Source organism: Paenibacillus sp. (genome assembly GCF_035645235.1).
In the GTDB taxonomy this organism is placed as follows: Bacteria; Bacillota; Bacilli; order Paenibacillales; family YIM-B00363; genus Paenibacillus_AE.
In genome coordinates this window covers 1-13,942 of record NZ_DASQMZ010000079.1, presented here as the reverse complement: position 1 = coordinate 13,942, position 13,942 = coordinate 1, and the positions used below count along the sequence as shown (strand labels likewise).

The 13,942-nt window shown below is 58.5% G+C and carries 13 protein-coding genes; 10 read left to right on the top strand and 3 right to left on the bottom strand.

What is annotated here, in order from left to right; genetic code table 11:
* Positions 1-34: 34 nt before the first annotated feature.
* Positions 35-1,057, bottom strand: coding sequence for a LacI family DNA-binding transcriptional regulator (locus VEZ38_RS07555; protein ID WP_324892739.1), 1,023 nt, complete (start codon positions 1,055-1,057; stop codon positions 35-37).
* Positions 1,058-1,508: 451 nt separating this feature from the next.
* Between VEZ38_RS07555 and VEZ38_RS07550 the strand changes: the two genes are divergently transcribed.
* The 6 genes from VEZ38_RS07550 (at position 1,509) to VEZ38_RS07525 (ending at position 8,593) form a co-directional block, all read left to right on the top strand.
* A complete protein-coding gene (locus VEZ38_RS07550; protein WP_324892738.1) occupies positions 1,509-2,786 on the top strand; it encodes a maltose ABC transporter substrate-binding protein in 1,278 nt (425 codons plus the stop codon).
* Between the two features lie 122 nt (positions 2,787-2,908).
* Positions 2,909-4,174, top strand: coding sequence for a sugar ABC transporter permease (locus VEZ38_RS07545; RefSeq protein WP_324892756.1), 1,266 nt, complete (start codon positions 2,909-2,911; stop codon positions 4,172-4,174).
* Positions 4,174-5,004 carry a sugar ABC transporter permease gene (locus VEZ38_RS07540; protein WP_324892737.1) on the top strand — a complete coding sequence of 277 codons (831 nt, stop codon included), beginning with the start codon at positions 4,174-4,176 and terminating at the stop codon, positions 5,002-5,004. The genes VEZ38_RS07545 and VEZ38_RS07540 overlap by 1 nt, the downstream gene beginning before the upstream one ends.
* Positions 5,001-6,563: an alpha-amylase family glycosyl hydrolase gene (locus tag VEZ38_RS07535; RefSeq protein ID WP_324892736.1), complete on the top strand. Its 1,563-nt coding sequence runs from the start codon at positions 5,001-5,003 to the stop codon at positions 6,561-6,563. Before VEZ38_RS07540 ends, VEZ38_RS07535 begins: the two co-directional genes overlap by 4 nt.
* 216 nt (positions 6,564-6,779) lie before the next feature.
* Positions 6,780-7,676, top strand: coding sequence for an ABC transporter permease subunit (locus tag VEZ38_RS07530; protein WP_324892735.1), 897 nt, complete (start codon positions 6,780-6,782; stop codon positions 7,674-7,676).
* The gene (locus VEZ38_RS07525; protein WP_324892734.1) at positions 7,673-8,593 is read left to right on the top strand and encodes an ABC transporter permease; all 921 of its coding nucleotides are present in this window, start codon (positions 7,673-7,675) and stop codon (positions 8,591-8,593) included. Before VEZ38_RS07530 ends, VEZ38_RS07525 begins: the two co-directional genes overlap by 4 nt.
* Positions 8,594-8,644: 51 nt before the next feature.
* Here the strand turns inward: VEZ38_RS07525 and VEZ38_RS07520 are convergent, their stop codons facing one another.
* On the bottom strand, positions 8,645-9,169 hold the full coding sequence (locus VEZ38_RS07520) for a L,D-transpeptidase (RefSeq protein WP_324892733.1): 525 nt from the start codon (positions 9,167-9,169) through the stop codon (positions 8,645-8,647).
* Between the two features lie 66 nt (positions 9,170-9,235).
* On the opposite strand from VEZ38_RS07520, the gene VEZ38_RS07515 reads away from it, so the two are divergent.
* Together VEZ38_RS07515 and VEZ38_RS07510 are read left to right on the top strand one after the other, a co-directional pair.
* Positions 9,236-9,526 carry an alpha/beta-type small acid-soluble spore protein gene (locus VEZ38_RS07515; protein WP_324892732.1) on the top strand — a complete coding sequence of 97 codons (291 nt, stop codon included), beginning with the start codon at positions 9,236-9,238 and terminating at the stop codon, positions 9,524-9,526.
* Positions 9,527-9,544: 18 nt separating this feature from the next.
* Positions 9,545-9,709 (top strand): hypothetical protein, encoded by a 165-nt coding sequence (locus tag VEZ38_RS07510; protein WP_324892731.1) that lies wholly within the window; start codon positions 9,545-9,547, stop codon positions 9,707-9,709.
* A gap of 48 nt (positions 9,710-9,757) precedes the next feature.
* Here VEZ38_RS07510 and pulA read toward each other — a convergent pair whose 3' ends face one another.
* A complete protein-coding gene (gene pulA / locus VEZ38_RS07505; protein ID WP_324892730.1) occupies positions 9,758-12,268 on the bottom strand; it encodes a type I pullulanase in 2,511 nt (836 codons plus the stop codon).
* A 171-nt stretch (positions 12,269-12,439) separates the two neighbouring features.
* On the opposite strand from pulA, the gene VEZ38_RS07500 reads away from it, so the two are divergent.
* Together VEZ38_RS07500 and VEZ38_RS07495 are read left to right on the top strand one after the other, a co-directional pair.
* Positions 12,440-13,123, top strand: a complete 684-nt coding sequence (locus VEZ38_RS07500; protein ID WP_324892729.1) for a metal-dependent hydrolase — start codon at positions 12,440-12,442, stop codon at positions 13,121-13,123.
* A gap of 22 nt (positions 13,124-13,145) precedes the next feature.
* On the top strand, positions 13,146-13,942 hold a 797-nt coding region (locus VEZ38_RS07495), incomplete at its 3' end, for a patatin family protein (protein ID WP_324892728.1).

Below are 13,942 nucleotides of genomic sequence, written 5' to 3'. Positions count from 1 at the left end.
CCATCTATTCGGTTTCCCTTGCAACTTTGCTTCCTCAGGTTCGGCGTAACGACGATTCCCGAACGACCAGCCGATGCGGGATGAGGTGCCGCCGCGTGGGGGAAGGCCTTTCGGCGTTGATCGATCGAATCAGCTCCTGCGAGGCGGTGTAGCCTAACTGGTAAATCCCGATATCGATAGAGCTGATCGGCGGCGTGGCCAGCTCCGAAAACACGATATTGTTGAAGCTGACGAGCGCAAGGTCCTTCGGCACGCTGAAGCCGATCTCCATCAGTCCCCGGAGAATGCCGAAAGTAACGACGTCGTCGATGACGACGAGCGCGGTCGGCCGCTCCGGCAGCCCCATCAGCAAAGACATCGCCCGGTAGCCGCTCTCTTGCAGAAACTCCCCTTCGACGATCCATTCCGGCCTGGACGGCAGGGCACCTTCCTTCAACGCCTTGTGATACCCGGCCAGCCGATCGCGGGAGACGACCAAATTCGGCGGCCCGCTGACGAAACCGATGCGTTCGTGCCCTTGAGAAATCAGGTGCCGGGTCGCGTCGTAGGAAGCCTGGACATTGTCGTTATCGATCGTCAAGAGCTCCGAATCGTCCTCGTGCCGACCGATTAATGCGAAAGGAAATTTCGCCTCCTTCAGCATTGCGACGACCGGATCGTTCGCCCGGGACGTCAAGAGGAGGATGCCGTCCACGCGGCGTCCGCGCACAAGGCGCGTAACGGTTTCGAGCTCCTCCCGTTCGGAGGCGCCGGTCGCCATCAATAAATCGTATCCGGAGCGCGTCGATTGGGCGACGATGCCGCGAATCACTTCGGAGAAAAATAGATTTTGAAACAGCTCGTCCGCCGGCCTCGGCAAGATGACGGCAATCGTCTGCGTCGTGCGCGAGACCAGGCTCTTCGCCATCATATTCGGATGGTAACCGATCTCCTCCATAACTCTCTTCACCCGCAGCGCCGTTTCCTCGCTGATGCGCGGGTGATTGGAAATGACTCGCGATACGGTGGAAGGGGAAACGCCCGCCCGGCGTGCGACGTCTTTAATCGTTACGGTCATAAGAAGCAACACCTACCCAGCGCAGGTTGCGCAATCGTTTTCACTAATAGAATAATGTTACCTTACGAATCAAACCTTGTAAACATGAAATTATATGTGGTTAAACAACCGAAAAATGAAGAAAACAAGAGAAATACAGTGGAATTATGAACGGATGATGCGATAAATCATAGAATTCGACTAAAAATGGCGGATTACGTCTAGTGCAAACGATTTCTTGCATGCGATATAATCAATCCATCGGTTACGGAAAAGCGTTTACAAGTCGCGATTATCGGACGTGTGAAAACGTTTGAACGGAAATCGGCCACGGAAATCGACCTCAGGCAGTGCGCTATCGTTTGCACAGCGGTGACGGCGGAGCGGGGCAGGGATGTCGATTCCGGCAAAATCATCGATAAGAAAGTGGGTCGTTTACGAAATGAAGACGAAACCTTGGATGCTGGTCGGAATGTCCTCCATGTTGGCCTTTACGTTGGCGGCATGCGGAGGCGGTTCGGGTAACGCGGACGGTACGGGCTCCGCGGAGCAAGCGGAGCCGGAGACCGCCGTCGAAGAGACGGAAGAAGATACGGGATTGCAGCCGGAAGAAGGAGCTAAGCTGGTCGTTTGGGAATCGAACGAGGAGAAAGCGTTCATCGAAGAGGTCGGGAAGCGTTTCGAAGAAAAATACGGCGTACCGGTTACGGTCGAGGTCGTCGGCGGCGGCGATCAGGGCGGCCGTCTTTCGACCGACGGTCCGGCTGGCTTGGCGGCAGACGTGCTGACGATGCCGCACGATCATATCGGTCCGGCGGTGAAAGCAAACCTAATTTTGCCTAACGACTATTTCGAAGAAGAAACGCGGGCATCCGCGGTAGAAGCGGCCTTGACCGCTACGACCTACGACGGGGTGCTGTACGGCTACCCGAAGTCGGTAGAGACGTACGCTTTGTTCTACAATAAAGACTTGGTTCCGAACCCGCCGAAGACGTGGGACGAAGTGATCGAATTTTCGAAGAGCTTCAACAACCAAGCGGAAAATAAATACGGCATTATGTGGGAAGTCGGCAATTTCTACTTCGGTTACGGCTTCTTCGCGAGCACCGGCGGGTACGTGTTCGGCGACAACAACACGAATCCGCAGGATGTCGGTCTGAACAACGAAGGCGCCGTGAAGGGCATGACGTTCTTCCAAAGCCTCAAGGACATTTTGCCGCTGAATACGGGCGACATTACGTACGACGTTAAATCCCAGTTGTTTACGGAAGGGAAACTGGCGATGGATATCAACGGTCCGTGGGCCGTGGGCTCTTATCGCGATGCCGGCGTAAACTTCGGCGTAACGACGTTGCCGGCGCTGCCGACGGGCGAGAAGATGACCTCGTTCTCCGGCGTGAAGGCGTACTACGTCAACTCGTACTCCAAATACCCGAACGCGGCTCGACTGTTCTCGCACTTCGCCTCCAGCAAAGAAATCGAACTGCTGAACTTCGAAATGACGGGGCAAATTCCGGCGAACAAAGAAGCGGCCGCGGATCCGAAAATCGTGAACGATCCGATCACGAACGGGTTCTCCGAGCAGTTCGCGAATTCGACGCCGATGCCTTCCATTCCGGAGATGGCCAGCATTTGGGAACCGGCCGGCGCCGCGCTCTCGACCATCTGGAACGAGAAGGCCGACGTCAAGACGACGCTCGACACGAACGTGCAGACGATCAAGGATAAAATCGCGACCCAGAATAAATAGGTTGAAAAAGCGGGATTTCGCCTCCGGTCGGAAGCGGAATCCCGCCATTTTCTAAAACGAAGGAGGCTGCGGCGTTGGAAAGACAGACACGGAAAACCGCGTCTTTGCTATCCGTCTTGTTCATGGGCCTCGGGCAGTTGTACCACCGCCAATGGCTGAAGGGGTTCTTGCTGGTATTGACGGGCGTCGCCGGTTGGTATTTCTTTATCGCTTCGCTGGCGGAAGCGCTCCGCGGGTTAATCACCTTGGGCGATACGCCCACCGGCCTGCAGAAGGTCGGCAAGCTTACGAAAATGGTGCAAGGCGACCATTCCGTCTTCTTAATGATCGAAGGGTTAATTTCGATAGTCATCTTTGGGTTGTTCCTATTTTTTTATGTACTTAATGTTAAAGATGCCTATAAAACCGGGGTACTCCGCGAAGCGGGAAAGCCGGTTCCGAATTTCAAACAAACGTTGAAGAATATTCATGAGAAGCATTTTCCGCTGATCATTTTATTTCTGCCGATCGTCTTTACGGTCTTCCTAACGGTGCTGCCGCTCGTCTTTAGCATCCTGCTCGCGTTCACGAACTACGCCGATCCGGTGCTGCCTCCGGCGTCGCTGCTCGATTGGGTGGGGTTTAAGACGTTCTTCGACCTCGTCCAGTTAAAGACATGGAGTCGTACGTTCGGCGGCATATTGACTTGGACGCTGGTGTGGGCGGTGCTCGCAACGATCACGACGTATTTCGGCGGCGTGCTTGTCGCGCTCTTGATCGAGCAGCCGAGAATTCGGTTTAAAAAATTTTGGCGGACCGCTTTGATCATTCCGTTCGCCATCCCGAATTTGGTATCCTTGCTCGTCATTAGGAATTTATTTAACGGGCAATTCGGGCCGATCAATCAATATTTGAAGTGGCTCGGCTTCGGCGGCTTGCCATGGTTGACGGATCCGTTCTGGGCGAAGGTCACCGTCATCCTCGCCAATATGTGGCTCGGGATTCCGGTATCGATGATCCTCGTGTCCGGCGTCTTGACGACGATTCCGCGGGATTTATACGAAGCGGCGGAGGTGGACGGCGCCAGTCCGTTCCAACGCTTCCGAACCATCACGATGCCGTTCGTCCTGTTCGCGACGGCGCCGATCTTGATCATGCAGTTCGCCGGCAATATTAATAATTTTAACGTCATTTTCTTATTAACGAACGGAGATCCGGTCAATCCTGCATATCAGTACGCCGGAAGCACGGATTTGCTCGTGACGTGGCTGTACAAACTGACGCTCAACTATCAGCAATACAATTTTGCGTCCGCGCTCGGCATCGTCATCTTCTTGTTGCTCGCATCGTTCTCGATATATAACTTCCGCAGAAGCAGATCGTTCCGAGAGGAGGACATGATTCAATAATGAAACGCAAAGGGTACGTCGGGCTGACGTTAAGCTACTTGACGCTAAGCGTTCTGGTTATATTGGCGCTTTATCCGGCGCTTTGGATTATCATGTCCTCGTTCAAATTCGGCGACAGCTTATACAGCGAAACGCTGATTCCGACGAGATTCACCTTGGAGCATTACCGGGATTTGTTCGCCGACACGGACTATCCGCTTTGGTTTATGAATACGTTGAAAATCGCCGTGCTGTCGACGATCTTCGGAACCTTCCTATCGACGTTGACCTCCTATGCCATGTCGAGGTATCGCTTCGCGGGGCGCAAGCACGGTTTGACGGTCGCCTTGGTGCTGCAGATGTTTCCGGGCTTTATGGCGATGATCGCGGTTTATATTTTCCTCAATCAGCTGCAGCTGCTCAATAATCATTGGGCGTTGATTCTCGTGTACAGCGCCGGTGCGATCCTGAGCAATATTTGGATCGGGAAGGGCTTCTACGACTCGATCCCTCGCAGCTTGGAGGAGGCGGCTCGCATCGACGGCGCCGGGCATTGGACGATCTTCTTCAAGATCATGCTGCCGCTCACGAGGCCGATGATCACTTACGTAGGCTTAATGATCTTCAATGGGGCCTGGGTAGACTTCATCTTCGCGCAGCTCATTTTGCGGACGGAGGAGCAGCGTACGCTGGCCGTGGGCCTCTGGCAGATGGTTAGCTCGTATCAATCCACGCAATTTACGATGTTCGCGGCGGGCGCCGTCATCGTGGCGATTCCGGTGACGCTGTTGTTTATTTTCCTGCAGCGATTCCTGATTCAAGGATTGACGGCGGGGGCTTCCAAAGGATGAAGACGCGATGGCTGCGGCTATGGGGGAGCGCGGCGACGGCGTTGGCGATGCTCGCCGGCTGCGCAGGAGGCGCCGCGACGAACGCCGAGCCTCCGACCCGGGTGTTTTACGAAATTTTCGTTCGTTCGTTTTACGATTCGAACGGGGACGGCATCGGCGATTTGAACGGCGTGACGGAGAAACTCGATTATTTGGAATCCCTCGGAGCGGAAGGGCTGTGGCTGATGCCGGTGCATGCGTCTTCCAGCTACCATGGGTATGACGTGATCGACTATTACGCGATCCAGCCGGAGTACGGAACGATCGAGGATATGAAGCGCTTGCTCGAGGAAGCCGAAAGGCGCAACATAAAAGTCATCATGGATCTGGTCGTCAACCATACCGGCGTCGAGCATCCCTGGTTTGCGGAAGCGTCCCAAGGCCCCGGCAGCGAGAAGCGGGACTGGTACGTGTGGGCGGACGAAGGCGACGATACGTCGGCGATTAGCGCGACCGGGGGCAAAGCTTGGCATGCCAAGAACGGATCTCATTATTTAGGGGTTTTCTGGGACGGCATGCCGGATTTGAACATGGATCACCCGGACGTTCGAAAGACGATGATCGAGATCGGAACGTATTGGCTTAAGCTCGGCGTAGACGGGTTTCGGCTCGACGCGGCGAAGCATGTTTACGAGGACTTCGAAGGGGACGGGAAAGATCCCGAGACGTCGAAGAAGAACGTCGCTTGGTGGCAGTCGTTCCGCGCCGCGATGGAAGAGGCGAATCCGAACGTCCTGCTGATCGGCGAGGTGTGGGACGGTCCGGCCGTCGTCGCACCGTATTTCGACGGCGCGATGAGCTCCGTATTTAATTTTGAACTCGCCCAGACCGTTCTCGACATGGCGAATGCGGGCAAGGCTTATGACATCGCGCCGCGCCTCGAGAAAATCCATGCGCTCTATGCGGACGCGTCCGGCGGCGCCTTCGTCGATTCCGTGTTTCTCGCCAACCACGACCAAAACCGGGTGATGAGCGTCCTAGGCGGCGACGAAAACAAAGCCCGCGTCGCGGCGTCGCTGCTCCTAACGCTGCCGGGCCATCCGTTCCTCTACTACGGCGAGGAAATCGGGATGCAAGGCATGAAGCCGGACGAATATATCCGGGAGCCGATGCCCTGGACGAACGACCGGTCGGCGCCCGGGAATACATCGTGGCTGCGGCCGAAGCATAACGCGGACGGTTCGCCGACCGTCGAAGCCGCGTTAGCGGACAAGGATTCCTTATATCACCATTACCGAAGGCTGATCGAATACCGCAAGAAGGACCCTGCGCTCCGCGGAGGCGCCTTGCAGCCGCTGAAGGTAGGCGGCGGCTTGGAATCGTTCCTTCGAGTGCCCGAAGACGGCGAAGCGTCGCTCGTCATTCATAACGTCTCCCCCGACGGACGATCCGTCGATCTTGCCGAAGTCGAATCGGCGAGCGCCTTCCGTAAGCTTTCGTTCGCGACCTCGCCGGACGCCGTCCTGGATGGAACGATCCTGGAGTTGCCCGGTTACAGCACAGTCGTTCTAAAGCAATAAAGTTTATCGCGAAGGGGCCTCCTCGGCCCCTTTGATTTTGTTTTTGCCAAAAGCACCTAATCTAGCTTATTATTCTACTAATGGATAATTATGACTTGGTTCCGAAGATAGATTGTGACGAAACTCGTGACCGCGAGTGACTTGCAAACGGTAAATACGCGTCTATACTTGATATCAGCGCCTTGAACTTGATCATGGATCGGAGGGAAACCGGGGATGGCGAAAACGCTGCGCGACTTGCTTGTCCTGCCGGGTATAGTTGCATTCATCCTCGTCTTAGCGATGATGCCGCTCGTAATACAAACCGCCGGACCCGACGGAGGCTCGCTCGCCCTCGTATGGAAGCATGGAGTCGACGAATTGAAAGGTTATGTCGAGGGATTCGTAACGGGGGAATCGTTCCGGTTTTTCTCCGGCAGGAACGAATTCTCGTTCTGGGAGCAGATCGGCGGGTATTTCCGAATTTCGTTCGCTTATATCGCCGGAGGCGCGGTGGTCGGTACGACGCTCGGCATCCTGACCGGTATCGCGTTCGCGTATTCCCGCAGCGAGTGGTGGAAGCGCGCGGTGGAGATGACCGGCGTGTTGCCCGACTTCGTGCTCATTATTTTGCTGCAATTCGCCATCGTGCAAATCGCGAAAGAGACAGGGACGGTACTATTTAAGGTGGCGAACTTTTCGACGGACGAGCCGCCCGCCATCGTCCTGCCGCTTGTTTCGATGATCGTCATCCCGGCCCTGTATATGACCCGGAACGTGGCGCTTCAGCTGCGGCTCGCTCTTACGGAGGATTATATCGGTAACGCGAAGGCAAAAGGTCTCAGCAAGCCTTATATTACCTTCTTCCATGCGTTGCCGAACGTATTTCCCTACATAAAAGCGGATCTTCATAAGTTTATGAGCATCTTGGTCGGGAATTTATTTATTGTCGAGTATTTTTACAACATGAGAGGCATCACCAAGCTCCTGTTCGCCGATGCGTATATGGGGTATTACGGGTATCAGTACGACCTCGTCGTGAACGGCCTCGCGACGTTGCTGGTGCTGTACGGAGCCTTGTTCGCCTTGCTGCGGCTTTATATTTTCGGATGGGAGAAGGTGTTCGCGCGTTGAATAAGTCGCTTGCCTTCGGCTTGACGGTGACGGTGCTCATGGTCGTCGCGGCGCTGTTCGGTCCGAGCTTCGCTCCGTACGATCCGGAACATCGGGCGGAAATCCATTTCTTTATTAACGAGAAGGGGGAGGCCGATTTGCTCGCCCCGCCCGTGCCGCCGAGCGCGGCGTATCCGTTCGGCACGGACCCTAACGGCGCGGATATCCTGACGAAGCTGCTGTACGGGGCGAAGTTTACGGTGTTTTTGGCCCTTGGCGTCGCGTTCGCCCGCGTCTTGATCGGCGGATTGATCGGATTATTCCTTGGTTATTACGGCAACGGCGCTCCCTCGAGGAAGAAGGCGCCGGCCTATTGGAGCGTATTGAACGGCATCCCGGTATTTTTGATCATTTGGTTTATCGTCTTCGGCATCTCGATCAACCCGACGTTGTCTGCAACGACTATGGCCGTCGTGGCAGGCGCGGTCTTCGTTCTGGTCGGCATTCCGGCGGTCGTCGGTCCGGTGCGGGATAAGGCGCTCGAGGTGAAGGAGCGGCAATTCGTGCTCGCCTCCCGTTCGCTCGGGGCCGGGCGATGGAGAATCGTTAGATCCCATCTGTTCCCGCACCTGAAGGAAAGTTTCCTGGTGTTGTTCGTGAACGAAATTATCATGACGTTGACGTTGTTCGGGCAATTGGCCATCTTCCAGGTGTTTATCGGCGGGACGATCATGACGGTCGATCCCGTGGAATACGTCAGCCGGACCAACGAATGGGCGGGCTTGATCGGCGCGGCGCGCAACGGCATCTACGTATACCAATGGATATTATTTATTCCGCTTGCGGCATACGTATCGCTCATCGTCGGGTTTTACTTCGTGTCCAAAGGCCTCGAGACGTTGTACAAGGAGCGGTACAGCAAATTTTCGCATATTTAAGAAAATGCCGGACTCGCGTGCTGCGGGTCCGGCATTTTTATATGATACGTCTTATTGAATCGTCACCGGGGTTCCGACCGGAATATGCCGGTACAGCCACTCGACATCCGGGTTTCGCATCCGAATACAACCGGAGGAGACGCTGTAACCGATCGAGTGGGGGCGGTTCGTGCCGTGGATGCCGTACCGATATCCGCCCGTGTTCGGGACGGCGAGCCCGAGCCAGCGGGTGCCGAACGGATTCCGCTTGTCGCCGCCGGGAATTTTCTTCGGCAAATACCAAGGATTCACGATTTTATTGGCGATCGTAAACTCGCCTTCCGGCGTTAGATTTCCTTTGCCGGTCGCGACGCGAAACGTGCGCACGGGCGTTTCGTTCACATAGACGGTCAGCGTGTGGCGTTTCTTCGAAACGACCAAGGTGACTTGTTCTTCCGCCGGCGCGGCGGTCGACGCGACGGCCGGTGCCGACAACGCGTACGCGAGCATCAACCATGCGGCGAGCGCAAAGAAGCTTTTGCGTATGGCCGTTCCTCCTCCCTGAGCTTGAAGTGGCGCTCCCCATAATTTTCCCATTCGTCGCCTTTTTATATGCGCATCTTCGGGGTCATACTATAGGCGACGCGAAAGGAGGTTTGACCGATGGCGCGAAGAAACCGAAATCGCCTGCTCGTGCCGGATTCCCGCGCGGGGATGGCTGCGTTCCGCACCGAGGTGCTCCGCAAGGAAGGGTATGCGGTCGATCCGTCCCGTCCGGAGGAAGCGAAGTATAACGTGGCGCAATCGATCGGCGTTCCGCTGAAACGTGGATATAACGGGGATTTGGACACGGAAGCGGCGGGGAAGGTCGGGGGCGTCATGGGCGGCCTCATGGTGCGAGAGCTGATCAAGCTGGCGCAGCGCCAGCTGGCGGAACGACAACGGGAGCGATAAACGAGGAGGATGAAGCGTATGAAATCCGGTTCGAATCCGTACCATAAGAAACACCCGAGCAAAAGCTATAACGACCAGAAAAACCACGCCGAGTTTGCCGAGGAATACCAGACGCTGCGTCCGGAGAAGGCGAAGGCGTACCCGCCGAACCTGAACCAAATTCCGAAGAAAATTACCGAATAACGCGAAGGCGCCGGGTCCGCAACGGACCGGGCGCCTCTTTGCTTGCGTTCACCCCCGCGCCCAGACGATCGTGGACAAAGGGGGGAGGAGCGCTTCTCCCGCGACGACGTCCCCGAACGGCAAGGGAGACGCCCGAAGTCCGTCGCAGTAGACGCGCCAGGCGCCCGGCGTCGGAAGCCGCAGCGCCGCCGGGACTCGGAGCGCATTGTGGGCGACGACCCATTCGGCGACGCCCGGCGTGGAACCGTTCGCGTCGTCGAGCGCGTACGCGAGCAAGCCCGGACGCTCGGTGTCCAGCACTCGAAGCCGCGCGCGAATCGCTTCGGCCGAGGGAAGCCGGAATACCGCATGCGCCTTCCGAAGCTCGATCAACCCTCTTACATAATCGATGTGCTCCTCGTACCGCTCCGCGCGAAGCCAGTCGAGCCGGTTCACGTCGTCCGGCGCGCGGTAGCTGTTATGCTCGCCGCCCTTCGTGCGGAGCCATTCCTGTCCGGCGTGCAGCAGCGGGATGCCTTGGGACGTCAGCAATATCGAGGTCGCCAGCCGCTGCATCGCGGCTCGCGCCGCTTCGTCGTCTTCGGCGTTAGAGCTGGCCAACTTATCCCACAGCGTATGATTGTCGTGCACTTCGACGTAGTTGATCGTTTGCTCGGGCTCCGATGCGTGCCCGACGATGCCGCGGCCGTAATCGATCCCGCCGACGACGCCGGTCCAGACGTCATGCGCCCTCGCGCCTTCGCCCCCGACGAAGCCGCGCTCCGCCGCGTCGAAGACGCCGCCGCGCACGCCGTCTCGGAACCGGTCGTGAAAGAAGCCGATGCGGGGCAGCGCCCGGGCGTTCGGAAGCGCCGCTTTCCGCTCCTCGGCCAGCGGCGTATCCATGACCCAGCCTTCCCCGTAAACGAGAATCGAAGGGTCGACGCCGTCCAATCGCTCGCGCACCGCGCGCATCGTCTCCACGTCGTGAATGCCCATCAGATCGAACCGAAAGCCGTCCACGCGGTATTCCCTCGCCCAATATTCGACGGCGTCGACGATCAGCTTGCGCATCATCGCGCGCTCGGACGCCGTATCGTTGCCTACGCCGGTGCCGTTCGCGAGGCTCCCGTCCGGGCGCGACCGGAAATAATACCCGGGGACGAGCCGCTCCAGCGCCGAACGCGCCGCGGAAAATTGATGATTAAAGACGACGTCGAGCGACACGCGCAACCCTCGACGATGGAGCCCCAACACCAACCGCTTGAATTCCCGAACCCTCGCGCCCGGATCGTGCGGATCCGTCGCGTACGATCCCTCCGGCGCGAACCAGAACGCCGGATCGTACCCCCAGTTGTAAAGTCGCTCCCGATCGGTCTCGTCGACCGAAACGAAGTCGTTGACGGGCAGGAGCTGCACGTGCGTAACGCCGAGCGAGGCGAGATAGTCGAGGCCGGTCGGCAAGCCACCCGGCGTCTGAGACCCTTCCTCGGCCAGCCCGAGGAACGTTCCCGGCTTCGCCGCGCCGGACGCCGGATGCATCGTCGCGTCGCGGACATGAAGCTCGTAAAGAATCGCGTCGGTCGGCGCCGCGAGCGGAGGACGCGCGTCCGTCTCCCAGCCCGGCGGCGCCGCCCTTGACGGGTCGAGGACGGCGCCGCGCCGCCCGTTCGCCGATAACGATCTCGCGTACGGATCGACGGCCTGGCGCCATTCCCCGTCAATCTCTACGCGGTAAAGATATAAGGTTCCGTGAAGGTCGCCGGGAAGCCGAACCGTCCAGGTGCCGCGTTCCGCCCGGGCCATCGGATGCGTCACGCCCTCGGACGCATCGTTCCCCTCGAACACGATCAACTCCGCCCGTTCGGCGGTAGGAGCCCAAAGACGGAACGTCGTGCCGTCCATCGAGCATCGCGCGCCGAGATCATCGCCGTCGTAGACGTATAGCCGCTCGAATTCCGGCGTATCGAACATCCCGCGCAGCGTCACGTTCGCGCGGAGGCCGGAGAGGCGAACGACATACCGCTCGGCAAGCGAGAGGGGCGCGGCCGCGCAGGCGACGACGGTACGTCCGCCGTCCTCGCGCTCTACGCGGCAAACCTCGATTTTGGCGCCGTCTTCGTTTTCCAGTTCAAGGGTTGCCGCGTCGCGGTCGTCGACTCTTCGGTTCGTCCGGACTCGCACCGCGTGCGTCGACACCATCGTCGCTTCGACGATGCGCGCCGCGCAACGCGCCTTCGCCAGCGTCTCGTCGCGGTAGAGGCGCTCGTCGCCCTCCACGATCCAAACCTCGGCGGCGCCCGACGCGTCCGTTTCTTCGATATACCGGTCGAATGCCCCTTCGCGATCCGCCCAGTCGTCGCTTCCGGTCGAGCGGCGCAGCAGCAGGCCGATGCGCGTGGAGGAGGACATATGCTCCAGCGAAACTCGGGCCTTGGCGCCGAAGCCGTCGCGTTCCGCGAACGGGAACGAAGCGCCGTCGCGGCCGTCCGGCCATGCCCATACGTTCCATCCTTCGTAATCGCCGTCGAATCGGCAATAGTGCACGACGATCGTCGCGCGTTCAATATGCAGAAACATGATGCCGTATTCCTCGCTTCCGGTCGATTCTGGCTGCCGCCTTCGTTGTTTCCCATTGTAAGCGAAGCGGGCTTGGAATACACCAGCATTTTTCGATTTTGAGACGATTATGGTATCGTAGAAACAAGAAGGCTTTACCATTCTTATGGCGCGAACGAAGGAGAGATGAACATGCGGATTACGTTCTTAGGTCATGCCGGCCTGCTGGCGGAGGCGGACGGCAGGCGGGTGGCGATCGACCCGTTCCTCACCGGAAACCCGAAGGCGGCGATGAAGGCGTCGGAGCTGAAGGTCGACGCGATCGCGTTAACCCATGCGCACGGCGACCATGCGTCCGACGCGGCGGACATCGCGAAGGCGAACGATTGTCCGATTATCGCCGTCGTCGAGCTCGCCGATATTCTCGCGCGCAAAGGCGCGAAGACGGTCGGCATGAACACGGGAGGGACTTACGCTTGGGACGGCGTACGATTGAAGATGACGCCGGCGCTCCACAGCTCTTCATACCAGGACGGCGACGTCGCGCTCTACGCGGGACAAGCCGTCGGCCTTCTGCTCGAGATGGGGGGCAAGACGCTTTATCATACCGGCGACACCGCCTTGTTTTCCGATTTCAAGCTGATCGGGGAGCGGCACCGCATCGACGTCGCCGCGCTGCCGATCGGGGATCACTTTACGATGGGGCCGGACGACGCGCTCGAGGCGGCGGCGTGGATCGGCGCGAAGCACGTCATCCCGATCCATTACGATACGTTCCCGCCGATTCGGCAGGACGGCGCGGCATTCGTGCGTCGTCTAGCGGAGCGGGGCATGACCGGGCATGCGATGTCCCCCGGCGATACGATAGAAATATAAAAGGATAGAGGGGTACATACGGGTGGGGGAGAACATCGGACTGGTGCTTGAGGGAGGCGGCATGCGAGGCGTCTATACCGGAGGCGTCCTGGAGCGCTTCATGGCGTCGAACCTATACTTTCCTTACGTGATCGGCGTCTCCGCCGGCGCCTGCAACGCAGTCACGTATTTGGCAAGGCAGCGAGGACGAAATCGGAGGGTGACGATCGATTACGTCGATCATCCGGACTATTTAAGCATTCGGAATTGGCTTCGCGGGAAGGGCATGTTCGGGATGGATTTCATCTTCGACCGGATTCCGAACGAGCTCGATCCGCTCGACTACGAAGCGTTATTCGCTTGCCCCGAGACGTTCGTGGTCGGCACGACCGACCCGGAAACCGGGGAGGCCCGTTATTACGGGAACGACGTTTGGAAAAGGGACAAAGCGACGTTCATGGCCGTCCTTCGCGCATCGAGCAGTCTGCCGTTCTTCTCGCCGCCGGTGCTCGTCGACGGGCGCCTCCAATTCGACGGCGGCGTCGCGGATCCGATCCCGGCGGCGCGGGCGCTCGAGGACGGCTGCGAACGGCTCGTCGTCGTGCTGACGAAGGACGCTTCCTACAGAATTCAGCCGTTCAAGCGGCGGCGATTCGCCGAATGGGTGTATCGCCGGTACCCGCGGCTCGTCGAGGCGATGGCGCGGCGGGAGCGGGTCTACAACGAGAGCATGGCCCTCGTCAGGCGGTTGGAGTCGGAGGGACGAGCCATCGTCCTGCAGCCGTCGCAGAAGCTCCCCGTCGGGCGGATGACGAAGGACCGCGCTTCCTTGGAGCGGCT